This is a genomic window from Bradyrhizobium sp. AZCC 1588 (genome assembly GCF_036924735.1).
In the GTDB taxonomy this organism is placed as follows: Bacteria; Pseudomonadota; Alphaproteobacteria; order Rhizobiales; family Xanthobacteraceae; genus Bradyrhizobium.
In genome coordinates this window covers 5,266,863-5,293,847 of the sequence record NZ_JAZHSC010000001.1, presented here as the reverse complement: position 1 = coordinate 5,293,847, position 26,985 = coordinate 5,266,863, and the positions used below count along the sequence as shown (strand labels likewise).

Below are 26,985 nucleotides of genomic sequence, written 5' to 3'. Positions count from 1 at the left end.
GACCAACCGGAAAAACGTCACGCCTGGGCAGCTTCTGATCCCCTCCGGCGATTTGCGGTCTCGCGCTGTATTGTCGCCGGCGCTGCCAGCGCTTGAAGAAACTCGACGGGCACCGGGAACACGATCGTCGAATTCTTCTCACCCGCAATATCCTGCAGGGTCGACAGGTAGCGCAATTGCATGGACTCCGGCCGCCTTGCGAGCATCTCACCTGCTTCCACCAGTTTCTCGGCGGCCTGCTGCTCTGCTTCGGCGCCTATGATTCTCGCGCGGCGGTACCGCTCGGCCTCGGCTTGACGCGCAATGGCACGAATCATGCTCTCGTTGATATCGACGTGCTTGATTTCGACATTCGCGACCTTGATGCCCCACGCATCGGTTTGGCTGTCGAGAATTTCCTGAATGTCGCGATTGAGCTTGTCCCGCTCTGCCAGCATTTCATCCAGCTCGTGCTTGCCAAGCACGGACCTGAGGGTGGTCTGTGCGAGCTGGCTGGTGGCCGCCATGAAGTTTTCCACCTGGATAACCGATTTGTCCGCATCTACCACGCGGAAGTAGATAACCGCGTTGACCTTTACGGAGACATTGTCGCGAGAAATCACGTCCTGGCTTGGAACGTCGAGCACGATCGTACGAAGATCTACTCGAACGAATTGTTGGACGATCGGCACCAATATGATGAGCCCAGGACCTTTCACGCCGGAAAAGCGCCCCAATGTGAAAACTACCGCACGCTCGTATTCCCGCATGATGTGAATCGCCGACAGGAACACCGCTATGATTATGGCTCCGATCACGATGTACGGGAGGGTGTCTGTTACGAATGTTGGCATGGTTTCACTCCTCATGATTTCGGTGGGGCGTCAGGATCTGGCTCGACAAGCAGCTTCAGGTTTTGACGTTCGAGAACACGCACGCGGTCACCCCGGGTGAACTCGCTTTCCGATTTCGCCGCCCAGCGTTCTCCTCCGACCAGGACCTCGCCTTTACCGTCGGCCCACCACAGCACCTGCCCCGCGCTGCGAAGCAGAGCTGCTTCGCCCGTGACCACGTCGCGCCGATGCGCCCGCCAGACCGCCGCGAGTGCAATCACCAGGAATCCCGCGCTGGCAATGGTGGCGGTGGCGACCACCGCCCATGAGAGACGGAAACCCGGCACGTCGCCGCGAAACAGGAACAGCGAGCCGACGGCGAACGAGATGACGCCGCCAATTCCGAGCACGCCAAACGAGGGCAGAAACGCTTCTGCAATCATCAGCGCGATGCCTAGCAGCAGCAGGCCGGCACCGGCGTAGCTGATCGGCAGGAGATTCAAGGCGTAGAGGCCGACCAAGAGAGCGATTCCGCCGATCACTCCGGGGAAAACAGCGCCTGGACTGATGAACTCGAATAAAAGTCCGTAGAGCCCGATCAGCATGAGTATGTAAGCGATGTTCGGATTGGTAATCGTAGCCAGAATGCGGTTGCGCCAATTGGCCTCGATTGCCGTTGTGCTCAGGCTCCCGGTATGCAGCGCGACCTGTTGATCATTGATCGTTACGGTTCGGCCGTCGGCTTGGGACAACAGATCGGCTAAGTCCTTCGCAACAATCTCGACGACACGCTGCGACTGGGCCTCGCTCGCGGTGAGAGTGGCGGCTTCCCGGACGGCTTTCTCCGCCCAGGAAACATTTCGTCCCCGAAGCTCTGCCAGTCCCCTGATGTAGGCAACCGCATCGTTGATCGCCTTCGCCTCACCTGCACTGGTCGGCGACGGGGCTCCTTTCTTGTCTCCGTCTTTCTTGTCTCCGTCTTTCTTGTCATCATCTTTTTTGTCATCGGTGCGCCAGCCGGAACCACCGCCGCCAAGCTGAACGGGCGTGGCTGCACCGAGATGCGTGCTCGGCGCCATGGCGGCGAGGTGGGTTGCATAGACGATGTAGGTGCCGGCGCTGGCGGCTCGCGCACCGCTCGGGGTCACGTAGGAGACCACAGGAATGGGGGACTTGAGTATTTCTCCTACGATCTCGCGCATTGAGGGATCGAGACCACCAGGCGTATTCAGTCTCAGCACGATGAGCTTCGCCTGTCGCCGACGCGCCTCCTCAAATCCATCGCGGATATATTCAGAAGTCGCTGGCCCGATCGCTCCATTCACATCCAGAAGGATGGCGACGTTCGCCGGCTCGCTACTTTGTCCAAGTGCTGCTCCGGAGCCAAATACGAGCAATGCTACGGTAATAAGCCTGTAAAGAAAGTGCACCATGGTAAGTCGCTCAAAAGCTTGCGCGACGAGACAGTCACAACTGTGTGGCCCATTCGCAGGTGAACCTGACTGTTACGGCTGGAGCGCAGGAATCGGTGCCGCACGGGCGGCGTGACATGCGCTGAAGCCCTGATAAGCAAAGCGTGCTCCACAGGTCATGTGAAGCGAACGCGCATCCGAAATCCCGGTTCCCCAAACATATGCTTCCAGAACGGATTTCATCCGTGCCGGCAACACCCGGATGATGCACGGCGATCACCGTCGTGCGAAGAGAGCGGCTCAATGAAAATCGCGGGACGGCGGCAGGATGCGGACGTCGCGGGGGTGACGGATTTTCTGCGCGGGTGCGTCAGGGTGATCGCGGCGGTCGTCGTTGAGCGGTTCGACCAGCGCGGGCCCTGCGGGCACCGGGTGCTTGCGGCTTAACGCATCGTTGGCGAGGCCGATCAGGTCGTGGGAGCGGTCGAACATCCGCTGCGCCACCAGATGCGTCACCTGCTCCGGGCTGCTCTGGATGTAGCCCTCGATCAGGATCAGGCGGGCACCCATCACCTCTTTCCGGTACTGCTCCATCACCTTGGGCCATACCACGATATTGGCGATGCCGGTCTCGTCCTCCAGCGTCATGAAGACGACGCCCTTGGCGCTGCCCGGCCGCTGCCGCACCAGCACCACGCCGGCGCAGCGGACGCGGCGGTGGTCGTTGCTGTGATTGACGTCCTTGCAGGCAACGACGCGCTCTTTCGTGAACCGCTCGCGTAAGAATTCCATCGGGTGGCCCTTCAGCGACAGCCGGACCGTCTGGTAATCGGCGACCACCTGCTCCGGCAGCGGCATCTGGGGCAGCGGCTTGGCATTCTCGTCGGGCTGCTCGCGGGCGATCGCGGCCTGAAACAGCGGCAGCGGCACGTCGTCAGGCAGCCGCCGCACCGCCCAGAGTGCTGCGCGGCGATCGAGCCCGATCGAGCGGAAGGCATCGGCGTCGGCGAGCAGGATCAGCGCGCGCTTGGGCAGGCCGGTATCGCGGGCGAATTCCTCCAGCGAGGTGAAGGGCCGGCGTTGGCGGGCGGCGACGATGCGGTCGGCCCAGTCGATCGCTTTCTCCACATTGTCATTCCGGGGCGCGCCTCTTGGCGCGAGCCCGGAATCCATTAAGCCGTTTATGCGTGGAAGAATGGATTCCGGGCTCGCGCTTCGCGCGCCCCGGAATGACGACTGAAGCTGCTTCAACCTCTCCTCATCCTCATCGATCCAGCTAAACCCGTCGATCTGGCGGAAGCCGAGCCGGACGGCGCAATATTTCCCACTCCCCTCCTCCAGCGTGTTCTGTGCAAAACTGTAGGAGACGTCGATCTCGCGGACCTCGACGCCGTTCTTGCGGGCGTCGCCGACGATCTGTGCGGGCGCGTAAAAGCCCATCGGCTGCGAATTGAGCAAGCCGCAGCAGAACGCATCCGGATGATAATGCTTCAGCCATGACGAGACGTAGACGAGTTGCGCAAAACTTGCGGCGTGGCTTTCCGGAAAACCGTAAGAGCCAAAACCCTTGATCTGGTCAAAACAGCTCTTGGCGAATTCCGGGTCGTAGCCGCGCGCGATCATGTTGTTGATCAGCTTGGCCTCGAACTTGCCGATGGTGCCGACGTTACGAAATGTCGCCATCGCGCGGCGCAAGCCGTTGGCTTCCTCGGGCGTGAATTTTGCGGCTTCGATTGCGATCCGCATCGCCTGTTCCTGGAATAGCGGCACGCCGAGCGTCTTGTGGAGCACGCGGTACAGTTCGTCCGAAGGGCCGTGCTCGGACGCCGGTGAGGGATAGCTCACCTTTTCCTGGCCGTTCCGCCGCCGCAAATAAGGATGCACCATGTCGCCCTGGATTGGGCCGGGGCGGACGATCGCGACTTCGATGACGAGGTCGTAGAAGGTGCGCGGCTTCAGGCGCGGCAGCATGTTCATCTGCGCGCGGCTCTCGACCTGGAATACGCCGAGGGACTCGCCTCGCTGCAGCATTTGATAAACTTCGTCGTCGTCCTGCGACTTGATGTCGGCCAGCTCATAACGCCGCCCCTTGTGGTCGGCGATCAGATCAAAGCTCTTGCGGATGCAGGTCAGCATGCCCAGCGCCAGCACGTCGACTTTCATCATGCTGAGCGCATCGACGTCGTCCTTGTCCCATTCGATGAAGGTGCGGTCGTCCATCGCGGCGTTGCCGATCGGCACATAGGTGTCGAGCCTATCCTGCGTCAGCACGTAGCCACCGACATGCTGCGACAAATGACGGGGGAATTCGATCAGCTCGGAGGCGAGCGCAACCGCGAGCTCGACCATCGCATTCGCAGGATCCAGCCCGGCCTGGCGGACCTGCATCTTGTTGAGGCCCTTGCCCCAGCTTCCCCACACGGTGTCGGCGAGTGCTGCGGTGACATCCTCGGTCAGCCCTAGCGCCTTGCCGACGTCGCGGATCGCGCTGCGCGGGCGATAGTGGATGACGGTCGCAATGATCGCGGCGCGGTGGCGGCCGTAGCGGCGGTAGACATATTGCATCACCTCCTCGCGCCGCGAATGCTCGAAATCGACGTCGATGTCGGGCGGCTCCAGCCGCTCCTTGGAAATGAAGCGCTCGAACAGCAGGTCGACCTTGGTCGGATCGACCGAGGTGATGCCGAGCACGTAACAGACGGCGGAGTTGGCCGCCGATCCCCGGCCCTGGCAGAGGATGTTCTGGCTGCGCGCGTAGCGGACGATGTCGTGCACGGTGAGAAAATAATGCGCGTATTTGAGCTCGGCGATCAGGTCGAGCTCTTTGCGCAAGGTGGCGCGCAGCTTCTCGTCGATTACGCCACCGAAATATTTATCGACACCGGCCCAGGTCAGGTCTTCCAGGTGCTGTTGCGCGGTCTTGCCCGGCGGCACCGGCTCGTCCGGATACTGGTATTTGAGCTGGTCGAGCGAGAAGTTGATGCGATCGGCAAAGCGCATGGTTTCCGCAATCGCCTCGGGCAGATCGCGAAACAGCCGCGCCATTTCATTGACAGACTTGAGATAGCGTTCGGCATTGGCCTCGAGCCGCCTGCCGATCGCATCGATCGTGGTCTTTTCTCTGATACAGGTCAGCACGTCCTGCAGCGGTCGGCGCGCGGGATGGTGGTACAGCACCTCGTTGGTCGCCAGCAGCGGCACCTTTGCCGCGAGCGCCAAGCGATGCAGCCGCGCCAGCCGGCGCCTGTCGTCGCCGCGGTAGAGCAGGCTTGCGGCGAGCCACACGCCGTCGGCATCAGAATTCTTCAGGCGCTCCAGCGTTGCCTGCGCGCTCGCCACGTCAAAACGATGCGGCAGCGCCAGCACCAGAAGCTGGCCCCCAGCGAAATCGAGGAGGTCATCGAATTTCAGGTGGCATTCGCCCTTTTCGATCCGCGCGATGTCGTCGCCGCGTTTGCCGCGGGTGAGTAACTGACAGAGCCGGCCGTAAGCCGCGCGGTCGCGCGGATAGACCAGGATGTCAGGCGTGCCGTCGATGAAGACGAGGCGCGCGCCGATCAGAAGCTTTGGCTTATGCATGACGGCAGGATTGTCGAGCTCGCTCCAGGCGCGCACCACGCCGGCCAGCGTGTTGTGGTCGGCGATGCCGATCACGGGAATACCAAGCTCGCTCGCCTGATGCACATAGGCGCGCGGGTCCGAGCCGCCGCGCAGGAACGAGAAATTGGTGGTGATGCCGATTTCGGCATAGTCGGGTACAGGGCTTTTCATGCGAACAATCCATGCACGAACCACCTGGGCGGAACGGGCTCGCCCTCCGCATCTGCCGGTTCGCTTTCATAAAGGCCGTCGCGAAAGATCCAGAAACGAAGTCCCGCTTCATCCTCGATACGGAAATAGTCCCGCGTCGGGCCGTCGCCGTTTGGCTTCCACCATTCCATCGCGATGCGTTCGGGCCCCTCCACCCGCACCACCGCGTGCGTGACGCGCCGCCAGGTGAATTGATGCGGCGGGCCGTCGGGCACGGTTGCGAACGGCACTTTTATCGGCTCCGGCTTGTCGAACAGGCGCAACGGGCGCAGCGGCGGCTCGCCCTCGATACGCTCGGGCCATGCCGCCTGCGCGGCGGCCGCCAGATGATGCTGCGCTGGCACGGACAGCACCGCGCGTTCGGGGATGTGGGTATCCTCCGGCAAATGCACGACGACGCGTTTTCCGCCGATGCGCGCGGCGATGCGGTCGATCAGCGCGGACAGTTCGTCATTGTCATGGACATTGGCATCGAGATCGCGCTGCTGCTGCACCACGATCTCGGTGCGGCTGGCGGAGAGACGAATGAGATCGAAACCGAAGCCGGGGTCGAGGGGATCGTTGAGCGCATCGAGCCGCTCGCGAAACAGGCGGTCGATCACTTCAGCTTTTGTCACCGGGCGCCCGGTATCGACCGAGATCGTGCGCACCGCGCCGTCGGTGCGGAAGAAGCTCGCCTCCAGCCGCCGCGCGCCCTTGCCCTGCTTGTCCATCGCCGTGACAAGCATTTGAGCAAGCGCCGACAGGTTCATCGCGATCACGGTGTCGGTGGCGACCGGCTCGGGAAAGCGTTTCTCGACGATGTAATCCGGCGGCAGTTTGCGCGGGCTGATCGGCGCATCGCCCTGCCCGAGTGCCTGCTGCAACAGCGTCGTGAAGGGCGCACCGAACCGCGCCGTGATTTCGTGCGGCGCGCGCGAGGCGACGTCGCCGATGGTCTTCAAGCCGGCGCGGCGCAGGCCGGCGGTGATGGCATCACCGGCGCCGAGCGCAGATACCGGCAACGGACTGACGGCCTCCGCCTCCTCGCCCTCGGCAACGATCTTTCCGGAAGTCTGGCGCGTCAGCGTGCGGGCGCAGATCGCGGTGGAGGCGATCGCGGCGCTGACGGCAAAGCCGCGGCGGCTCAGCGCACCGGTCACGATCTGCAGCAGCGCACGCTCGCCGCCGAACAGATGGGCGCAGCCGGTGATGTCGAGGAACAAGCCGTACGGCGGATCGAGCGCCACCAATGGAGTGAAGCGGTCGCACCAGTCGGCGATGTCTTCGAGCGTCTTGCGATCGGCGACCTCGTCCGCGTCGAACACCGTCAGCTCGGGGCAGATCGCGCGCGCATTGGCGAGCGGCAGGCCGATCGAGAGGCCGGCCTGGACAGCGGCCTCGTCGAGAGAGTGGATCAGGATGGCATTGTGCTGCTTGGCGACGACGACGGAGGGAAAGGTTTGCTTCATCCCGAGAGTGTCACTCGCGGCGAGACCCCCACCCCAACCCTCCCCCGCAAGCGGGAGAGGGAGCGCACCGGTCGTGTGGTGAGAGGTGTCAGCCTGCGCACCGCTGTCGTTCCCTCCCCCCTTGCGGGGGAGGGTTAGGGAGAGGGGTAAGCCACGAGCACTGCCGTTGCCGCCACCCCTCTCCCCCGCCCTCCCCCGCAAGGGGGGAGGGAGCCCACTGTTCGTGTGGTTAGAGATTTCGCTTGAAACCGCTTGGCAATTTTCAGCTTGCGCGGCGCTGGCCGGCGAAAGCTTGCGCTTGATGCGGTCGATGGGCAGGCGTGGCAGCCAGAGGCTGAGGATACGCCGACGGTTCACTGAATAGGCACTCATCACAATTCCATTCCATGATCCAGCGGCCGACCGGGCCATGACGGTTACGAACGAGCTGCGCGTCGAACACCGGCGCGCCCCAGGCGCTCCAAGGCGCCGCAGGCTTTGGAGGCGCCGCAGGCATTAAAGGCGCGCCCGGCGGCGAATGCGCCGCGCGCACGATCCATCTTGTCTCCGCGGTCGAGGGGCGCGGCTCCGCCGCTACCCGCAGCAGCAATGCGGTGACGCCGGAGGCTGCTGCGGCCAGCGTAAGCTTGCGGCTGGCGACGAGATCGAGCTGACGCGCCTGCCCCCAGACTTCCAGCACGACGGCGCCGAGCGCATCGCAGGCCAGCGCATCGGCGGCGGTCCGTAGCGCGGCGTCGGTGTCAGTCGCGCGCACGGTGACGAGCAATCGCGGATCGAGCCCGAGTTCGGCGAGCCCGCTCATCGACAGCGCGCCCGATTCAATTTCCGAAAAATCCTGCCGTACCCAGACCAGCGGCCGGCGCGGCGACACCCTTCCCGCCAGCCCTGCGATGAAGCCGGTTGCGGTCGCGCTCTGGTGTCCCTCGGCGAACACTTCATGCACCGCCGCGAGCGCAAGCCCGCCGTGCAGCACAGCATCCGCCGCCTTATGGCCAAGCGTAATCTTGTTGAGGTCATGCGCATCGCCATGCGCCTCCAGGCGCTCGATGCTTCCGCGCAAACTCGCAAGCGTGCTTGTGCGTGCGGTGCTCATCCGCCGTTCCTTCAGAAAATTGGCCTTTACCGCTTCTTCCCGAGTGAACGCGCGGCTGGTTCATTTGTTCATGATATGTTCTAATATAAAGCTAACAGCGCCGGCAGAGTCAATCGAGATCGACGCTTTGGCGATTCATGAGCGGAATCAAAGGGATTCGTGGCCTCTACGACAACGGGGATGCCGGCGGAGAGTGTGGAGTAAGCACATGCACCACATCACCCTCGATAGCGAAACTGATTTCGACGGCTGGCGTAAAGCGGCCCGCGCGCTGGCGCTGAATGACGTGAAACCGTCCGACGTGAGCTGGCGCGTGGCTGATGATGCGCCCGAACTATTCGCGCCGACCGCGCCGCCGCTCGACCCGCCACAGGGCACCTTCAACGTGCCGGCCAGATTCGTCGAACTGGCGGAGGTTGCGATCCTGCACCGCAGCCCCGAGCGCCTCGCCCTGCTCTATCGCCTGCTGTGGCGGTTGCGGACGCATCACGATCTGCTTGAACTCGCGACCGATCCTGACGTGGCTGAGATCACCGCGATGGCCAAGGCCGTGCGCGGCGACGAGCACAGGATGCATGTCCTTGTCCGCTTCCGCGAAATAGGCCGCGAGCAGAAATCGCACTTCGTCGCCTGGTTCGAGCCGGAGCATCACATCGTCGAACTGGCCGCCCCGTTCTTCGCGCGCCGTTTCGCCGACATGCCCTGGTCGATCCTGACGCCTGATCTCTGCGCGCATTGGGACGGCCACGTCATCTCGTTCACGCCGGGCGTCAGCAGAAGCGAAGCCCCTAGCGCGGACCGGCTGGAGGAAACCTGGCGACGCTACTACGCCAGCATTTTCAATCCCGCCCGTCTGAAAGTGCAGACCATGCAAAAGGAGATGTCCCGGAATTACGGGCGGAACCTGCCGGAGGCTTCATCGATTAAACCCCTGGCAAGCGACAAGGCAAGCGATATGCCCCGCAAACACGCCGATGATCTCGAGACGCTGCGCGAAGAAGCCGCCGATTGCCGCGCCTGTCATCTCTACAAGAATGCCACCCAGACCGTGTTCGGCGAAGGCCGGCAAACCGCGCGGATCATGCTGGTCGGCGAGCAGCCCGGCGACAAGGAAGACCTCGCCGGAAAGCCGTTCGTCGGGCCCGCGGGGCAAATGCTCGACCGCGCGCTGGAAGAAGCCGGCATCGACCGCCGCACGGTCTACGTCACCAATGCGGTGAAGCATTTCAAGTTCGTGCCGCGCGGAAAGATCCGCCTGCACCAGAAGCCGAACACCCCGGAGATCAAGGCCTGCCGGCAGTGGTACGAGCGCGAGCTGGCCGCGATCAAGCCCGACCTGGTGGTGGCGATGGGCGCAACCGCAGCGCAAAGCGTGTTCGGGAAAATTACGCCGATCAACAAGAACCGCGGCCGCGCGATCGACCTCGACGACGGCACCCGGGCGCTGGTGACGGTGCACCCGTCCTATCTGCTGCGATTGCCGGACGCTGATGCCAAGGCGCGCGAATACCGGCGCTTCGTCCACGACCTCAAAATCGCCGCCGACGTGCTGCGAAAATCGGCACATGCGGCCTGAATTCCGCCAATCCGATAGCCGCAATTTCTGGTGAAATATAACGGGAAAAATTGACAATCCCGCCTGCAACTATTAATTGATAGGTGACACAATCGCATTCTCAAGGGAATGTGGGACGTCTGCTCACGCTATGATGCTCCCACATGGTCGACGCGCTGCGCGGTTCCCTACCTCCAGCCCCGGCGCCGTGCAGCGCGCGACCCACTTGCTAGCCTCTCGCCACGGCCTCCAGTTCTGCAATATCGAACTTGACCATCTTCAGCATTGCCTCGGCAACGCGCTTGGCTTTTGCGGGATCGGGATCGTTCATCAATTCGCCGAGCCGTTTGGGCGCGATCTGCCAGGAGAGGCCCCAGCGGTCCTGCAGCCAGCCGCATTGCTCGATCTTGCCGCCTTCCCTCAGGGCGTCCCACAAGCGGTCGATCTCGGCCTGCGTGTCGCATTCGACCATAATCGAAAAACTGTGGTTGAACGGGTCGAGGGGCCCCGCCTCGATCGCCATGTAGCGCTGGTCGCCCAGGGTAAAGGCCGCGATCTTGACGCTGCCGGGCGGGCCGCTCGGGCTCTCGGCAGACAGCGACGAGACCCGCTGGACTGACGAGCCGCGGATCAGCGAGGTGTAGAAGCCGATCGCGGCTTCCATGTCCTTCTCGAACCAGAGATGCTGTGTGACCTTCATCGACGCTGCCTTTCTCCATCAGCTAGTACCCGGCGCACGGCCGCTCCTGTGACAAGGACGGATGGAGGAGGCGGCGTTCCGACAGGGGCGATCAAAAATATTGTGGAATTTCCTTGAACCACCTGTGGCCTGGACAGCGCGCATCCCTGGCCGTACGCGGCCCGGGATAGCCCAACTGGGTGCTACCCTGCCGGCCGCGATCTGCCTGTCGGCGAGCCTCCACGTACTGCTCTCGAACCTGTTCTGACGCCATCGGCGATGCGGTCGGGGCAGGCCCCCCGACGGATAGCGGGAGACCGGAACCAAACTGCGGCCTCCTGCTTTCAGCAAAGTACCTGACGGATGATACGGCAGGGCATCGACGTTCACACGTCACGCGAACCCAACAGCTCTGCAGCCGGAGCCCGCCATGACCAAGAAGCCCCCGAAGGGCACCAAGCTGATCCACGACCCGATTCGGGAGGAAATGCTGGACAGTTTCGATGAGGAACTGGAACTTGAGATCGATGACGATCGCCTCGATGCGCTGACCAATGAATTTGCCGACCATACGGCAGAAGAGACGATCGATCGGCGCGTGTACTTCAAGGAATTATTCCGTCTGCAGGGTGAACTGGTAAAATTGCAGACCTGGGTGCAGCACCACCAACTCAAGGTGGTGGTGATTTTCGAGGGGCGCGATTCCGCCGGCAAGGGCGGCGTCATCAAGCGCATCACCCAGAGGCTCAATCCGCGGGTCTGCCGCGTCGCCGCGCTGCCGGCGCCGAACGAGCGTGAGCGCACCCAGTGGTACTTCCAGCGTTACGTTTCGCATTTGCCGGCCGGCGGTGAGATCGTGCTGTTCGACCGTAGCTGGTACAACCGCGCCGGCGTCGAGCGCGTGATGGGCTTCTGCACCGAAGATGACGTCGAAGAATTCTTCCGGTCGGTGCCGGAATTCGAGCGTATGCTCGTGCGCTCCGGCATCACCCTCATCAAGTACTGGTTTTCCATCACCGACGAAGAGCAGTATTTGCGCTTCATGATGCGGATCCATGATCCACTCAAGCAGTGGAAGCTCAGCCCGATGGATGTGGAATCGCGCAGCCGCTGGGAGCAATACACCAAGGCCAAGGAAGCGATGCTGGAGCGTACCCACATTCCGGAAGCTCCCTGGTACCTCGTCGAAGCCGATGACAAGAAGAAGGCACGACTGAACTGCATCGCGCATCTGCTCGAGCAATTTCCCTACCAGGAAATCAAGCGCGAGCCGGTGGTGCTGCCGCCGCGGGTTCGCAATCCGGAATATAGCCGCGGACCGATTCCACCCGAAATGTACGTACCGTCGCGCTATTGAGCGCCGCGCCGTATTTCAGTATATGTTCCGCCCATCCGGCGGCATCCCGAACAAAAATAAAGAAGGCCCGCACTGGAGATACGGGCCTTCCTTGATGTGACCTCGCACTTCAAGTGCGATCGAAATTGAAGTGACGCACGCCCTTACGACGCCGCCAGCTTGTTCTCGACCAGCTTGATCCAGTACGAGGTGCCGTACACGATCGCCTCGTCGTTGAAATCATAGGCTGGGTGATGAAGCCCCGCGCTGTCGCCATTACCGCAGAAGATGAACGCGCCCGGCCGCGCCTCCAGCATGTAGGAAAAATCTTCCGCGCCCATCAGCGGCGGCATCTCGTGGACGTTCTGGGCACCGGCCACCTCCTTGGCCACTTGCGTGGCGAACTCGGTCTGCTCGGCGTGGTTCTTGGTCACGGGATAGCCGCGCTCGTAAGTGAGGTCGATCTTGGCCCCGGTCATCCTGGCTACGCCTTCACACACCTCGCGCACCCGCTTCTCGACCGTTTCGCGCACTTCCGGCGTCAGCGTCCGCACGGTGCCCCGGAGTTCCGCGGTGTGCGGGATCACATTGCGGGCGTTGCCGGCGTGGAACTCGCAGATCGAGATCACCGCCGACTCCAGCGGATCAATGGTCCGCGAGACGATCGACTGCAGGGCGGTAATGAGCTGTGAGCCGACGAAGACGGAATCGATGCATTTGTTGGGGCGCGCGGCGTGCCCGCCGAGCCCCTCGATCTTGATGTCGATCGAGTCGGTTGCCGCCATCACCGGGCCGGAGCGGATGGCGAAGGAGCCGACCGGAATGCCCGGACCGTTATGCATGCCGTAGACCTGCTCGATCCCGAACCGGTCCATCAGCCCGTCCTGGATCATGGCGGCGGCGCCCGCGCCGCCCTCCTCGGCCGGCTGGAAAATCACGACCGCATCGCCGGCAAAATTCCTGGTTTCGGCGAGGTACCGCGCTGCACCCAAAAGCATCGCGGTGTGGCCGTCATGGCCGCAGGCGTGCATCAGGCCCGGCGTCTTGGAAGCATGAGGAAGGTTGGTCGCCTCTTCGATCGGCAGCGCGTCCATGTCGGCGCGAAGCCCGATCACCTTGATCTCGCCGTTGCCGGGCTGCTTGCCCTTGATGACGCCGACAACGCCGGTACGGCCAAGGCCGGTGGCGACCTCGTCGCAGCCGAATTCGCGCAGCCGATCGGCCACGAATGCTGCAGTGCGGTGCACGTCGTACAGCAACTCGGGATTTTGATGGATAACGCGGCGCCAGGCCTGGATATCGGGTTGCAGATCGGCGACGCGGTTGACGATGGGCATGGGAATTCTCGAACCTCAGGTTGGAACGTTAGACCTCTGTAGCATGCAAGCGGCGGTCCACCCAACAGAGCCTGGAGACGCCGCCCATTCCCGGACGTCATGGCCGGGACTTGTACGAGCCATCCACGTCTGACTATTAGGCACAAGGGGCGCGTGATGGGCGGAAACTGAGCATGCCGAAAAGGCTTGAAGGCGATTTCGATTATATCGTGGTGGGCGCGGGCACCGCCGGCTGCATCATGGCCAACCGGCTGTCGGCCGATCCCAAAAACCGCGTGCTGATCCTGGAGGCCGGCGGCAACGACAACTGGATCTGGTTTCACATCCCCGTCGGCTACCTCTTTGCGATCGGCAATCCCCGCTCGGACTGGATGTTCAAAACCGAGCCGGAGCCCGGCCTGAACGGCCGCTCCCTTGCCTATCCGCGCGGCAAGGTGATCGGCGGTTGCTCCGCCATCAATGCGATGATCTCGATGCGGGGCCAATCAGCCGATTACGATCACTGGCGCCAGCTCGGCCTCACCGGCTGGGGCTATGACGACGTCAAGCCGCTGTTCAAGCGGCTGGAGGATCATTTCCTCGGTGAAAGCGAACATCACGGCATTGGCGGCGGCTGGCGCATCGAGGCGCCGCGGCTGTCGTGGGAGGTTCTCGACGCGGTCGGCGACGCCGCCCAGGAAATGGGCATCAAGCGCATTGCGGATTTCAACACCGGCGACAATGAAGGCGTCGGCTATTTCCACGTCAACCAGAAGCGCGGCCGGCGCTGGTCGTCCGCGCGCGGTTTTCTCAAGCCGGTGCTGAACCGCGCCAATCTGCGGCTGGAAAAGCACGTGCTGGTCGACCGGCTCATCATCGAGAACGGCCGCGCCGTCGGCGTGCGTTTCATCCAGAATAACGAGGTGGTCGAGGCCCGCACCAAAGGCGAGGTCGTGTTGTGCGCGGGATCGATCGGCTCGACGCAGGTGCTGCACCGCTCCGGCATCGGTCCGGCCGACTGGCTGTCACCGCTCGGCATCGATGTGGTGCTCGACAGACCGGGTGTGGGGCGCAATCTGCAGGACCATCTGCAGCAGCGCGCGATCTACAAGGTCGAGGGCGTGCGCACGCTGAACGAGACCTACTGGTCGCTGGTCCGGCGCGGGATGATGGGGCTCGACTATGCCTTCCGCCGCCGCGGGCCGCTGACGATGGCGCCCTCGCAGCTCGGCATCTTCACGCGCTCAGATCCACGCCGCGCGCGCGCCAATATCCAGTTCCACGTGCAGCCATTGTCGCTCGACAAGTTCGGCGATCCCCTGCACCGCTTCCCCGCGATTACCGTGAGCGCTTGCAATCTGCAGCCGACCTCGCGCGGCACCGTGCGCATCCGCTCGGCAAAGCCCGACGAAGCGCCGTCGATCGCGCCGAACTATCTCTCAACCGACGACGACCGCCAGGTCGCGGCCGACGCCATCAGGACCACGCGGCGGCTGATGAAGCAGAAACGGCTCGAACGCTATCACCCGCAGGAGTACCTGCCCGGTCCCAGCGTCGGCGACGACGACGAATCATTGGCAAAGGCCGCCGGCGATATCGGCACAACGATCTTCCATCCCGTCGGCACCGCGAAGATGGGCACGGCCAACGATCCGATGGCCGTGGTGGACGAGCGGCTGCGGCTCTACGACATCGCGAGCTTGCGCGTCGCCGACGCGTCGGTGATGCCGACGATCACGTCGGGCAACACCAACACGCCGACAGCGATGATCGCGGAGAAAGGCGCGACAATGATACTGGAGGATGGGCGCAAATAGCTGCGTAACGAAGCAGCGCAGATGGCCTAACGGATCATCCAGGCTACATGCTCACGCTACTGCGCCCTGCGATGATTCCTCGGCGTGACCGGCCTCTGCCGCAGTCGCGGCGCGGGCGCAGCCTCGTTGTAATACGCATTGGAATTGTAATAGGCGTTCGATTGATCGAACGACCGGTATGCCGGCCGGCCGCCGAGCACATCGGCATTGGGATGATAGAATGAATAAGCACCGGGCTCCTGGATCGCGGGTTGCGCGAACACGGGCGTTGCGATCGCGGTCATCAGAAACGCGGCGGCGAGTGTTGGGATAGACTTGGTCATTGGTGACATCCTCTTTTTATCGTGAAATCACTCCATCCAATTGGGTATCGCACCGCAAAAGCGGATAGCCGTGCGACGGCTCTCACCGCGATTTGAAAAGCCGTGCTTGAAAGCGCGCGATGGCGTGAACGCGCGGTATCCCGCCATCATCATCGAGGAAGTCGACACCGACAATTGGGGTTGGGGCGGCCTGCCCGCTCTGGAAGATCGGCGGAGACGTGCCGCGGCGGCAGGATGAGATGAAGGCCCACCGCCTTCCTGTTGCAAGATCCGCAAAACTGACACAGATTTCGGGCATTGCCGGAGAATAACGGCGAACGCGAGAATCGGAGGGCACGTCCATGATCAAGGTCAGCGTAATGTATCCCAATACGCCCGGCGGGCGCTTCGATCACGACTACTACCGCGACAAGCATATGCCGCTCGTGAAAGCGCGCATGGGTGACGCCTGCAAGTCCTACACGGTCGACAAGGGCCTGGCTGGCGGCGCGCCCGGCGCTCCCGCCACTTATGTCGGCATGTGCCACATCTTCTGCGACTCGATCGAGGCGTTCCAGACCGGCTTCGGGCCGCATGCCAAGGAGATCATGGCTGACATCCCGAACTATACCGACCAGGCTCCGGTGATCCAGATCAGTGAAGTCGTCGTAGGCTGATGGCGCAGCCGCGGCTCGCAATGATGTAGCAATGAAGTAGGGTGGGCAAAGGCGTGAAGCGCCGTGCCCACCATCTATCATCGAGCATGTTTTGTGATGGTGGGCACGCTGTCGCTTTGCCCACCCTACGAGACCGCCGACTGATTTGCCTTGCGCGCAAGCACAATCTCGATGCACTGCTGCGGCAAATCAACACGACGGGCAAATCACTTCTGATTTTCAGAAATCGTGTCAAGTCCGGGAATCAGAAATATTTCGCTTAACTTCGAGAGCAAATCAGCGGCATAACTCCGCCCGTCTCACCCGATGGAGGGGCGCTCGCGATCGTCACGACCGTGCGGTGAGATGCGATGGACGCTGAATGCGCGCTAGACGTACGCGCAGGAAGCGTACGGCGAAGTCGTGTGGTTCGGGCGCCGCGGTGCTGGCGTTAAGTTGGCGGGAATTATCTCGTCGGCGACGGAGGCAAAAGAGCCGTTCTCCGGGAAGAGCACGAAGTAAGCCGTAAAGCCATTGCGCAGGGAAGGCCGGGATGCTCCCGCTGTACCTGTATGCTCGTGTGCGTTTTTGCTTTGCGCACTTGCACACGAGACCGCGGGTGCAGCCAGCACCCGGTCTTCCCTGCGCCCTCTCTGTTTCGATGGAGGGCCAAAAGAAGATGCAAACCTCGGGCGATCAGCGCCGCGAGATCGCGAACGGTTGGCTCTTGAGAATTGAATTACATCCATCCGCGTCGTCCCGGACAAGCGAAGCGCGATCCGGGACCCATACGCCGCGGCGGATGTTGTCTTGGAAGAATGGTCGATGGCTTTGCGTCAACAACGAGTATCGGTGGTTATGGGTCCCTGCGCCGAGTGCGCGATTGCGCACGGAGGCAGGGACGACGGAGGAGAGAGCCCTGCCCTCAGCCCCGCAGCGCCTGCAGTCCCTTGAAGGTCAACCGCTTCGGGTCGCGGACGCCGGCGAGATAGAACTTGCGGATGAAGGCGGCTGCGGCCTCACGGTCGCAATCGGTCAGCGCCACGATGGCGTCGACGGCAATTCGTTGGGGGGTCCATGGGCTTCCTCGTGCTGTCAGGGGCCGCAAGCTACGCAGCGTGCGACACGCCGGTTAATCCGGCGTTAACCGTGAGGACATGTTGGACGATTCGAAGCCATCTACGCATACGCGAAACGACGCATCGGATGGCCGGACGCACCCTCGCAAGGTGCTTCGCTCACGAATACTGCATCACGCCATCATCGACCTTGCCGTAGCGGAGCGTGACGATGTCGAGCGCGTAGTTCTGGTACAGCCGCCACGGCCGCTTCGAGCCCTGCTTGGGCAATTTGGCGATCGAGCGCTGCACATAGCCGGACGAGAAATCCAGCGACGGCAGTTCGGTGACCGACGGATCGACATTATGCGGCATGCACTGCTTGTAGCCGTTGCGGTCCATGTAGTTGATGAGCCGGCAGACATATTCGCAGGTCAGATCGCATTTCAACGTCCACGACGCGTTGGTGTAGCCGAACGCCGCGGCCAGATTCGGAATGTCCGAATACATCATGCCCTTGTAGTTCAACGTTCGCGCGAAATCGACCGTGCGGCCGTCGACGCTGACTTCGAGCCCGCCGAGCACCTGCAGAACCAGCCCGGTCGCGGTGACAATGATATCGGCCTCAAGCTCGCTGCCGTCCTTCAGCTTGATGCCGCTCCTGGTAAAAGTGTCGATCTCGTTGGTGACGACGGAGGCGCGCTTGTCGCGGATCGACTTGAACAGATCGCCGTCCGGCACCAGGCAGAGCCGCTGCTCCCACGGATTGTAGCGCGGCGTAAAGTGCTTTCCGACATCGTATTCCGGCCCCAGCGCCATCTTGACGCCGCCGAGGATCAACTGCTTGGCGCGCTCGGGCTTGCGGCGGCAGAGCTGAAAGAAATACATGCCGAACAGCACGTTGCGCCAGCGGATCAGGTGATAGGCGAGCTTGGCGGAGAGCTTCTGGCGCAGCTTGTTGGCGAGCGCATCTTCGGCCGGCCGCGCTACCACGTAGGTCGGCGAACGCTGCAGCATCGTGACGTGCGCAGCGGTCTTGGCCATCTCCGGCACCAGCGTCACGGCGGTCGCGCCCGAGCCGATCACGATCACGCGTTTGCCGGCGTAATCAAGATCCTTGGGCCATTTCTGCGGATGCACGATCTGGCCGGCGAAATCCGCCGTGCCCGAAAACTCCGGCGTGTAGCCTTCCTCGTATTTGTAATAGCCCGAGCACATGAACAGGAAACTGCAGGTGAAGCGCACGGTCTCCGCCGCGCCCTCGCCAACGTTGCGTTCGGCCTCCACCGTCCAGCGCGAATCTGGCGACGACCACGAGGCGCGTTTGACGCGGTGCTGGAAGCGGACGTGCTTGTCGATGCCGTTGTCGGCAGCGGTCTGGCGAACGTAGTTCAGAATCCGCGGCCCGTCGGCAATCGCCTTCGGCTCGGTCCACGGCCGGAACGAATAGCCGAGCGTGTACATGTCCGAGTCGGAGCGGATGCCGGGATAGCGGAAGAGATCCCAGGTGCCGCCGATGCAGTCGCGCCCCTCCAGGATCACGTAGCTCTTGCCCGGGCACTTCTCCCGCAGGTGATACCCCGCGCCGATGCCGGAAAGGCCGGCACCGACAATCAGGACGTCGAAATGTTCGTTGTGCGTTTCCATGACCCGATTAACGCCCGAACCATGGAAAAATCAACCGACAAACCAGCGTCTCCGACTTCCACGATTCGTCGTGTATCGAGATCAGGCGACAGTCCGCAAGTGTGGCACGATCGGTTGGCTGCTCGGCTGCGCGTTCATATTATCCGCCAGCCGTGCACGGAATGTTGGATATCGCAATGCTTCGAGCGGGGAAAGCTTCGCCAGATCGTAAAGCGGTTCGCGCAGCCAAGCTTCCCTTTCCTGCTGCTCTTTCGGCACGTAGTCCGGCAGCTTTCTCAGCGTCAAGCTGTCCCACAATTCCTGCCGCCTATAGAGCAACACCGAGACGGCAAAGACGCCAGCCATCGCTGCCCACATCAAGCTCGCCAACAGCGCGTTCGGCCATTGCCGATGAACCGCATTAACGAGGGTCACGTAGTTCTGCAGAGCAGCGAATGTCGGCTTCAGATTCTTGATCTGCCCCTGCAGGTTATACAGGTTTGGCAGCACATCGCCCTTGAACGGTATGGTCTTCAAATATTCGCCGAGTTCGCAGCCAGGCTTGAAGAGGCGTTGGCCGCCTCCCAAGTCGCCCATGCTGTCGCACTCCGCCACGATCGCAGCCAGCGTTTCTGGCTGGTAGGTGCGGTTGACGATATTCGATTTCACCTCGTGCAACTTAGCGTCCAGATTATGAATGGCCGTTTGCGAGGCGGACTTATGGAACCAGTTATCGTCCTCCCTGTTTGCTGCACTCGAGGCGCTGATATTGTTGAGGCTGGTGATGGCAGATTCGACGTATTGCAGCGGCGTGCTGTTCACGATGGTGTAATCCGACGGCCAGTACAGCACGAATGCAAAAACGAAAGCGATGGCCGAATAGATCCCGCCGGCATAGAGCGCTGTCCTGAACAGTTCGGATGGATTTGTCCGGTACCCCACCCTCGCGGCGACCGCCTCCCTCGTCGGCGTCGAAGTCGCAGCCCAGCGCATCAACAGTTGAAACAGCAGGGTCGACGGAAGCGCCATGCCGAACGCCATCAGAAGCATCGCATAGAACCGCCCGCTTCCGCCCTGGTGAATAGCGAATGCCACAAGCGACGAAACAATTGTAACGACGATCGTGGTAACAATCGTGCAGCGGATGATGACATCCGAACTGTATTTCCAGTCGCCGCTCGCGAGCTGCTTCTCGCGCCAGCGGGTAACGAAAAACGCCGTGAGCAGAAATACGAGGAAGGCCAGCGTGAGGTGCCATTTCTGCTCGATCGACTCATCATGAAACTGCATCGACCGGATTTTCAGCGCGACGAGGAAGACCGACGCCGTTGCTCCGAGATAGAACATCAGCTGAAACATGAATGTTGCGGACGACCGTGGCGCGGGTGTGCTGACATTGAGTTTGAGCGAGCTCAGCTTGGCATTGACGGCCGTTTCGTTTTCGCACGCACGCCACAGGATCGATGCGAGGAATACCGCGAGCGCATTCTTGAACGCGTCGATCTTCCGGGCCGTGCCTTCATCGGGGTCGCCACGATCCAGTTCCTTGGCCAGCGCGTCACGCTGGTCGCGCACGAAGCCAAACGCGCGCTCGTTCTCCGGTTGCCTCATCACCGGTTTGAACTGATCATCGCGATCCCGCAGCAATTCCAGCCGCGAATAGAGAAACTTGGCGCGAATCCAGTTCTGCCTGGAGCCCTCCTGATTGTCTTGCACCAGGCTCAGCGTTGCCGGGGAGAACTCCCCAGCAGCCCGCAGCTCTTCATCCGCAAGAGGAAAGCTCCCGTCGAGCGCGACCGAGAGGTTGGTGACGGCATAGGGAATATAGGCTGCTTCATGGGCGATCGACCGCAACCACCCTTCCATCCGGCCGAGATATTTGTTGTCGTCCCGGCTTCCGATCAAGGTGATGATGGAGGTCGCCGCAAGCGGCCAAACCGAATTATCGATCTTGCTGTCCGAACTGCCGGGAAGGAAGGACAGGATCGGCGCAATCGCGGTCGGGCCGATCGCCAAAAGAATGAAATAGAAGCCCAGCATCAGAGCAATATAGATTCCCAAACCCTTCATGTATCTCGAATGAGAGGTCAACGACTCCGGAGCAAGCTCGATGAATTCGCCGATTGTCGTCTTGGCGTAAGTGGGCACCTTGTAGTGATCAGTCGAGAAAACAACCACCACGAGGACGCCAAACAGGAACGACGCAATCTGCGGTCCGGTGATCTGCTGAACGAGAGGGACATACTGCGTCCACTCGCACAAGGTGGAAAGAAAAGCGGGGCATTGCGTCATCGTAGCCCTCCATCGAAAATAACTTTCGGCTAAGCGTGCTGCTCTGCAAAAAATCTCGCACTGGAAATAAACTGGTCCTCAGGCCTCTGCCGCGCCCAATGAACAAATTTGCGGAAGGCCTCCGCCGCCGGTTGCACGGACAACCTGCAGAACTCGGTCTCGGCCGACTCCAGCGAACCATTTTCCTGCATCTTGTTCGAGGGAGCACCGCCGCCGCAAACCGCAAAGTATCGACAGCGCGCCCGGCAGAGATCAACACCCTTGCGGATTTCCGCCTGAGTGTGGGCTACGAGAGCGCTGGCGAAAATCCGGTCGAAATCATCAGTCTGAATGTTTCCGAAATTGAAATTGCGATGTGCCTGCGAAAGCACTTCCATGAATTCCGGCGAGAACGTCGTCACATCGCCGTTTGCCGCAACGACCAGCACCTGCCAGGCATCGATCTGCTCGTTATGCAGCTCTCCGCCGGCAAGGATGCTGGCCATCCGTTCGACCTCCTTGATGTGAAGCGGATACCGCTCGGTATAGGCGCGCTTGAGCAAGCCAAGCAGGAATTCAGCGATCCCCTGCCTCCGATCCTTTCCGTTGAACGAACTAGAGGCATGACAGCCTTCTGCCTCGTCGATCGAGAAGGACACGTGGGTAATGCCGTTATCGCGATAGAACTCGAAATATTCGTCGACCGCCTGCAACGAAAGCGGATGGAGAACGGTGACCACTTTGGGACTGATGCGCGCGGCCTGCAGCTCACGCAGCGTTTGCATGACGAGCGACCAGGTCCCTTTGCCGCTCTTGGTCTTCCTGCGCGAATCGTGAAACGCCTGCGGCCCATCTATCGACAGCCCGATCTGGGTCTCGGTTTCCTTCAGGAACGCTATCCAGTCCCGTCCCAGCGCAATTCCGTTGGACTGGACCGTGAAGCTCGCATCCCTGGGCGCGGTCCGGCGCAGTTCGGAGTATGCCCGACGGTACCAAGAGACGGGAACGACCGTCGGCTCACCAGCATGCCAGATGATGGCAGGCGCGGCGTCTGGAGAAATGCGCGGAAAGACCTTGTCGCGGATGGCGCTCAGCACTCCGGCGCTCATGACCGATCGATTGTCCCGGCCGCGCAGATAGCAGTAATCGCAACTGATGTTACAGAAGGGCGTCGGTTGCAGCACAATGAGGACAGGTCGCCACATAGCTCAACACCTTCGCCAAACCCCACTGAAGCAGTTGAAGAAATTGGCCCACTGCGACAATTGGATCCGGCTCGGCTCCGCGCTGCTCTCTGTTCCGCCGGACGCATCCGGATAGCTGCGCAACGTATCTGCGAGACTGCCAGAACGGAAAAATTCTGCCGGATTTGTGTCGATCGGCGCATCCGCGTGCACCGAACTGGACGCAGTCGCGAGAACGAAGGCCAAAGGCCAAACTTCCTTAAGGCTCGACATCTTAGTCCTCCAGCCAGGACTTACGTACACAACCTTAGAGTTTACGACTATGAAATGCATCTACTCCCAAAACTTCGGCTGCCATGTAATCCAGTTCACATATCTGAAATAAAACGGCCCCGGAATTCCGGGGCCGAGGGCTTCAGGAAATCTGATCGACAGCAATCAGTACCGGTAATGATCCGACTTGAACGGGCCTTCCGGCTTGACGCCGATATAGTCGGCCTGGTCCTTGCGCAGCTCGGTCAGCTTGACGCCGATCTTGGCGAGATGCAGCCGCGCCACTTTCTCGTCGAGCGTCTTCGGCAGCACGTAAACCTTCTTGGCGTACTTGCCGTCCTTGTTGTTGGCGAACAGTTCGATCTGCGCCAGCGTCTGGTTGGTGAAGGACGCCGACATCACGAACGACGGATGGCCCATGGCGTTGCCGAGGTTTACGAGGCGCCCTTCCGACAGCAGGATAATGCGGTGCTTGTCGGGGAATTCGATCTCGTCGACCTGCGGCTTGATGTTGGTCCACTTCAGGTTACGAAGCCCTGCGATCTGGATCTCATTGTCGAAGTGACCGATGTTGCAGACGATGGCGCGATCCTTCATCGCGCGCATGTGGTCGATGGTGATGATGTCCTTGTTGCCGGTCGCGGTGACGAAGATGTCGGCGCGGGGCGCTGCGTCTTCCATCGTCGTGACTTCATAGCCTTCCATCGCCGCCTGCAGCGCGCAGATCGGATCGACTTCGGAGACCATGACGCGGCAGCCGGCCTGGCGCAGAGAAGCGGCCGAGCCCTTGCCGACATCGCCGAAGCCCGCGACCATCGCGGTCTTGCCGGACATCATGACGTCGGTGCCACGACGAATGCCGTCGACCAGCGACTCGCGGCAACCATAGAGATTGTCGAATTTCGATTTCGTCACGCTGTCGTTGACGTTGATGGCGGGGAACAACAGCGTACCCTTGTTCGCCATGTCATAGAGGCGGTGCACGCCCGTGGTGGTCTCCTCCGAGACGCCCTTGATGTTCTTGGCGATCTCGGCGAAGTAACCCTTCGGCTTCTCCTTCAGGAGGCGCTTGACGAGCGCATAGAAGATTTCCTCTTCCTCCGAAGTCGGCTTGTCGAGGAAGGCGGTATCGCCCTGCTCGGCGCGGTAGCCGGCATGCACCAGCATGGTGGCATCGCCGCCGTCATCGAGGATCATGTTGGGCGTGCCGCCGCCGTGCCAGTCGAACAGCTTTGCGGTGTAGTCCCAGTATTCGGCGAGCGTCTCGCCCTTCACCGCAAACACCGGAATGCCGGCGGCGGCGATCGCGGCAGCCGCATGGTCCTGCGTCGAATAGATGTTGCAGGACACCCAGCGGATGTCGGCGCCGAGTGCGGCCAGCGTTTCGATCAAGACCGCGGTCTGGATCGTCATGTGCAGGGAGCCGGCGACGCGGGCGCCCTTCAGCGGCTGCTTCGGACCGTATTCCTCGCGCGTCGCCATCAGGCCCGGCATCTCGGTCTCGGCCAGCGAGATTTCCTTGCGGCCGAATTCGGCGAGCGAAATGTCCTTGACGATGTAGTCGGTGAAGGCGGGCTTCTTGGCGGCGGCGGTGGTCATGGGGAGTTTCCCTCTGTTGAGCTCGTCATTCCGGGGCGCGCGTGAGCCACGAACCCGGAATCTCGAAATCATGTAAAAAGATTCCGGGTTCACCGCTATCGCGGTGCCCCGGAATGATGCTGTTAAAACTAAACCGCGCGCTTGAGCGGTTCGACCAGATCGGTCTTCTCCCAGGAGAAGCCGCCTTCATTGTCGGGCGTGCGACCGAAATGGCCGTAGGCTGCGGTACGCGCGTAGATCGGACGATTGAGATCGAGATGGGTGCGGATGCCGCGCGGCGTCAAATCCATCGCCTTCGCGGCTGCCTTCTCGAGCTGGTCCTCCGGCACTTTTCCAGTGCCGTGGGTATCGATATAGATCGACAGCGGACGCGCCACACCGATCGCGTAAGCGAGCTGCAGGGTGCAGCGATCGGCAAGACCGGCGGCGACGATGTTCTTGGCGACATAGCGCGCGGCATAGGCGGCCGAACGGTCGACCTTGGTCGGATCCTTGCCGGAGAAGGCGCCGCCGCCATGCGGGGCCGCGCCGCCATACGTATCGACGATGATCTTGCGGCCGGTGAGCCCGGAATCGCCGTCGGGGCCGCCGATGTAGAATTTTCCGGTCGGGTTGATGTGCCAGATGGTCTTGCCGTTGATCCATTCCTTCGGCAGCGCCTCACGGACATAGGGTTCGACAATGTCACGAATCTGATTGGAGGTGAGGTCCTCGATCAGATGCTGGTGCGAGACCACGATCTCGCGCACGCCGACCGGCTTGCCGTTCTCGTACTGCACGGTGACCTGGCTCTTGGAGTCCGGACCGAGCACCTTCTCGCGGCCGGAGTGGCGCGCTTCGGAAATCAACCGCAGGATCTTGTGGGCGTAGAAGATCGGCGCCGGCATCAGGTCGGGCGTCTCGTTGGTGGCGTAGCCGAACATGATGCCCTGGTCGCCCGCGCCCTCTTCCTGGTTGCTGGGCTGCTTGGCATCGACGCCCTGCGCGATATCGGCCGACTGCGGATGCAGCAGAATCTCGATGTCGGCTTTCTCCCAGTGGAAGCCTTCCTGCTCGTAGCCGATATCCTTGATCGCCTCGCGAACAACGCTCTCGATCTGGTCATTGGTCACCGAGCTCGGACCGCGCGTTTCGCCAGCGATGACGACCTTGTTGGTGGTGGCAAGCGTTTCGCAGGCCGCGCGGATCTGCCATGGGTCGATGCCCGCCTTCGGGCCTTCCCGGTAGAACAGGTCGACGATCTCGTCCGAGATTCGATCGCAAACCTTATCCGGGTGACCCTCGGAAACCGACTCGCTGGTGAAGAGATAGGAGGCGCGCATCAACAAACCCCTTGTTCCCGCCGGACCCCGGCGGCTGTCTGTGTTGTGTATCCTGGAATGTCAGTCGCGACGCCGCGAAATGACGTAGGATTCGTCGTAAAACCAAAGCCCGTTATGCTTGCGCAGAACCTCTCTGGTGGCATCGAGGGTCCGGCTGTTTTCAGTCATTTCCGTCAACCGGTCGTCTTCGATCTGGGCGACATACACCGCCGCATTCCACGCTGCAAAGGCCGTCGAGGTTCCGATCGAGCCGGTGACCTCGTTGGGCAGCGCTTCCATATCATAACGGAAGATGGAACGGTTATCGGCGTAGGCATTAAAGTTAAGGTCCCGCCCAGCCGACCCCAGCTCGTATTTCACCGCGCGCAATAGCTCATGACGGCTCACGGCGAAAGGATTTTCTCCCGGCCAGACCGACTGGATGATTTCCAGGCCCGGATCCTGCCCGTGGGAGTGAATTCCAATCAAACGGCCCCCTGCCCGGAGCGACCGGGCCAGCGGTGCAATGATTCGCTTGGCGCGGAAATTCACAGAGGATTTTGCCCGATAGGGCTGGGAGGCGATCACAAGGTCGAAATTGGCCTCGGTCCGGCCGGCCCGTGGGATGATCGAATCAAGCAGGAACCTGTGGTCTTCCCGGTACAGCACCAGCGCCACCGGGCGTTCATAGATCGGCATGCCCGATTTGGGGCTGATATTGGCGCGCCAGTTTTGTTCCAGAAACGGCCCAAGTTCTGCGATCTGGGCCTCGAATTCCCCCGACGAGGCCCCCCGCAGGGCCACCTCGTGCCAGATCATGCCCGCGGCTGCCGCAGGCGAGGCCGGTGTCAGCCAGGGCGCCTCCGCGTAATGCATGTTGGTCAGGACGATGACAGTCGCCGGATGCTCGAACAGCCGATCCGGCACCTTGTCGAGCGTCAGCCGGACGTCCTCCAGGCTCAACTCCTTGCCGGCGATATAGAAGGGCATATGGGGAAAACGGCCGTGCATCGAGCGCATCACCCGCGCCAGCACCGTGCCGTCTCCGACGCCCGCGTCGAATACCCTGAGCGCCGGCGGCCGCGGATGCAGGCTGGACAGTTCCAGCGCCACCCGCTCGGCAATCACCCGCTTTTCGCTGCAAGTATGGACGAACAGCAGGTATTTCTGCCGGTTCTCGAAGAAGCGGAAATTACCTCTGGGATCGCGCTTCTCCGGCGGCACTTCAAGGCCGCGCGGCGGCGGCAGCGCGCCGGTGGACGCTGCGATATAGGCCTGAATGCGGTCCAGCGTATCGATGGTGATGCGCTTGCCCTCGCGCAGCCGCTGCACCAGCTTGCCGTCGTTGACCGCCCGACGCCCGAACGTCGTCTCCGCCATGTCGGCCTGGCGGCAGAATTCAGTGATCTGGCTGAGGATCTGGTCGTTTTTCAT

The 26,985-nt window shown here is 61.8% G+C and carries 18 protein-coding genes and 1 pseudogene; 5 read left to right on the top strand and 14 right to left on the bottom strand.

From position 1 onward, the window contains the following. Positions 1-17: 17 nt before the first annotated feature. The 5 genes from V1277_RS24600 to V1277_RS24580 all read right to left on the bottom strand — a co-directional run bounded on the left by V1277_RS24600 (position 18) and on the right by V1277_RS24580 (position 8,578). Positions 18-833: a slipin family protein gene (locus V1277_RS24600; RefSeq protein ID WP_334376494.1), complete on the bottom strand. Its 816-nt coding sequence runs from the start codon at positions 831-833 to the stop codon at positions 18-20. A gap of 11 nt (positions 834-844) precedes the next feature. Beyond that, positions 845-2,245: an NfeD family protein gene (locus V1277_RS24595; RefSeq protein ID WP_334418512.1), complete on the bottom strand. Its 1,401-nt coding sequence runs from the start codon at positions 2,243-2,245 to the stop codon at positions 845-847. Between the two features lie 279 nt (positions 2,246-2,524). Continuing rightward, positions 2,525-5,995, bottom strand: coding sequence for an error-prone DNA polymerase (locus V1277_RS24590; protein ID WP_334418510.1), 3,471 nt, complete (start codon positions 5,993-5,995; stop codon positions 2,525-2,527). Beyond that, a complete protein-coding gene (locus tag V1277_RS24585; protein WP_334418509.1) occupies positions 5,992-7,485 on the bottom strand; it encodes a Y-family DNA polymerase in 1,494 nt (497 codons plus the stop codon). The genes V1277_RS24590 and V1277_RS24585 overlap by 4 nt, the downstream gene beginning before the upstream one ends. 262 nt (positions 7,486-7,747) lie before the next feature. Then, positions 7,748-8,578 carry an ImuA family protein gene (locus V1277_RS24580; protein WP_334418508.1) on the bottom strand — a complete coding sequence of 277 codons (831 nt, stop codon included), beginning with the start codon at positions 8,576-8,578 and terminating at the stop codon, positions 7,748-7,750. 208 nt (positions 8,579-8,786) lie between these two features. Between V1277_RS24580 and V1277_RS24575 the strand changes: the two genes are divergently transcribed. Beyond that, positions 8,787-10,154 carry a UdgX family uracil-DNA binding protein gene (locus V1277_RS24575; protein WP_334418507.1) on the top strand — a complete coding sequence of 456 codons (1,368 nt, stop codon included), beginning with the start codon at positions 8,787-8,789 and terminating at the stop codon, positions 10,152-10,154. A gap of 208 nt (positions 10,155-10,362) precedes the next feature. On the opposite strand, the gene V1277_RS24570 is transcribed toward V1277_RS24575, so the two are convergent. Continuing rightward, on the bottom strand, positions 10,363-10,833 hold the full coding sequence (locus tag V1277_RS24570) for a VOC family protein (RefSeq protein WP_334376500.1): 471 nt from the start codon (positions 10,831-10,833) through the stop codon (positions 10,363-10,365). 409 nt (positions 10,834-11,242) lie between these two features. Here V1277_RS24570 and ppk2 point away from each other — a divergent pair, with 409 nt between their 5' ends. After that, positions 11,243-12,169 carry a polyphosphate kinase 2 gene (gene ppk2, locus V1277_RS24565; protein WP_334418506.1) on the top strand — a complete coding sequence of 309 codons (927 nt, stop codon included), beginning with the start codon at positions 11,243-11,245 and terminating at the stop codon, positions 12,167-12,169. A 143-nt stretch (positions 12,170-12,312) separates the two neighbouring features. On the opposite strand, the gene V1277_RS24560 is transcribed toward ppk2, so the two are convergent. Continuing rightward, the gene (locus V1277_RS24560; RefSeq protein WP_334376502.1) at positions 12,313-13,485 is read right to left on the bottom strand and encodes a M20 aminoacylase family protein; all 1,173 of its coding nucleotides are present in this window, start codon (positions 13,483-13,485) and stop codon (positions 12,313-12,315) included. A 173-nt stretch (positions 13,486-13,658) separates the two neighbouring features. Between V1277_RS24560 and V1277_RS24555 the strand changes: the two genes are divergently transcribed. After that, positions 13,659-15,281 (top strand): GMC family oxidoreductase, encoded by a 1,623-nt coding sequence (locus V1277_RS24555; RefSeq protein ID WP_334418504.1) that lies wholly within the window; start codon positions 13,659-13,661, stop codon positions 15,279-15,281. Between the two features lie 56 nt (positions 15,282-15,337). Here V1277_RS24555 and V1277_RS24550 read toward each other — a convergent pair whose 3' ends face one another. Next, a complete protein-coding gene (locus tag V1277_RS24550; RefSeq protein ID WP_334418503.1) occupies positions 15,338-15,604 on the bottom strand; it encodes a hypothetical protein in 267 nt (88 codons plus the stop codon). Positions 15,605-15,749: 145 nt separating this feature from the next. Between V1277_RS24550 and V1277_RS24545 the strand changes: the two are divergent. Both V1277_RS24545 and V1277_RS24540 read left to right on the top strand, forming a co-directional pair. Continuing rightward, positions 15,750-15,842, top strand: a pseudogene (locus V1277_RS24545) (tautomerase family protein); the annotation flags it as partial. Positions 15,843-15,945: 103 nt separating this feature from the next. After that, on the top strand, positions 15,946-16,260 hold the full coding sequence (locus V1277_RS24540) for an EthD family reductase (RefSeq protein ID WP_334376505.1): 315 nt from the start codon (positions 15,946-15,948) through the stop codon (positions 16,258-16,260). 1,217 nt (positions 16,261-17,477) lie between these two features. Here the strand turns inward: V1277_RS24540 and V1277_RS24535 are convergent. The 6 genes from V1277_RS24535 to V1277_RS24510 all read right to left on the bottom strand — a co-directional run bounded on the left by V1277_RS24535 (position 17,478) and on the right by V1277_RS24510 (position 26,985). Next, the gene (locus V1277_RS24535; RefSeq protein WP_334418502.1) at positions 17,478-18,944 is read right to left on the bottom strand and encodes a flavin-containing monooxygenase; all 1,467 of its coding nucleotides are present in this window, start codon (positions 18,942-18,944) and stop codon (positions 17,478-17,480) included. An 81-nt stretch (positions 18,945-19,025) separates the two neighbouring features. Continuing rightward, positions 19,026-20,777 (bottom strand): hypothetical protein, encoded by a 1,752-nt coding sequence (locus tag V1277_RS24530; protein WP_334418501.1) that lies wholly within the window; start codon positions 20,775-20,777, stop codon positions 19,026-19,028. A gap of 467 nt (positions 20,778-21,244) precedes the next feature. Beyond that, on the bottom strand, positions 21,245-22,399 hold the full coding sequence (gene grrM / locus V1277_RS24525; RefSeq protein WP_334418500.1) for a cyclophane-forming radical SAM/SPASM peptide maturase GrrM/OscB: 1,155 nt from the start codon (positions 22,397-22,399) through the stop codon (positions 21,245-21,247). A gap of 417 nt (positions 22,400-22,816) precedes the next feature. Continuing rightward, on the bottom strand, positions 22,817-24,250 hold the full coding sequence (gene ahcY, locus V1277_RS24520) for an adenosylhomocysteinase (RefSeq protein WP_334418499.1): 1,434 nt from the start codon (positions 24,248-24,250) through the stop codon (positions 22,817-22,819). Positions 24,251-24,378: 128 nt separating this feature from the next. Beyond that, complete coding sequence (metK, locus tag V1277_RS24515) at positions 24,379-25,572, bottom strand: methionine adenosyltransferase (protein WP_334376511.1); 1,194 nt, start codon at positions 25,570-25,572, stop codon at positions 24,379-24,381. 60 nt (positions 25,573-25,632) lie between these two features. Then, positions 25,633-26,985 (bottom strand): hypothetical protein, encoded by a 1,353-nt coding sequence (locus V1277_RS24510; protein ID WP_334369225.1) that lies wholly within the window; start codon positions 26,983-26,985, stop codon positions 25,633-25,635.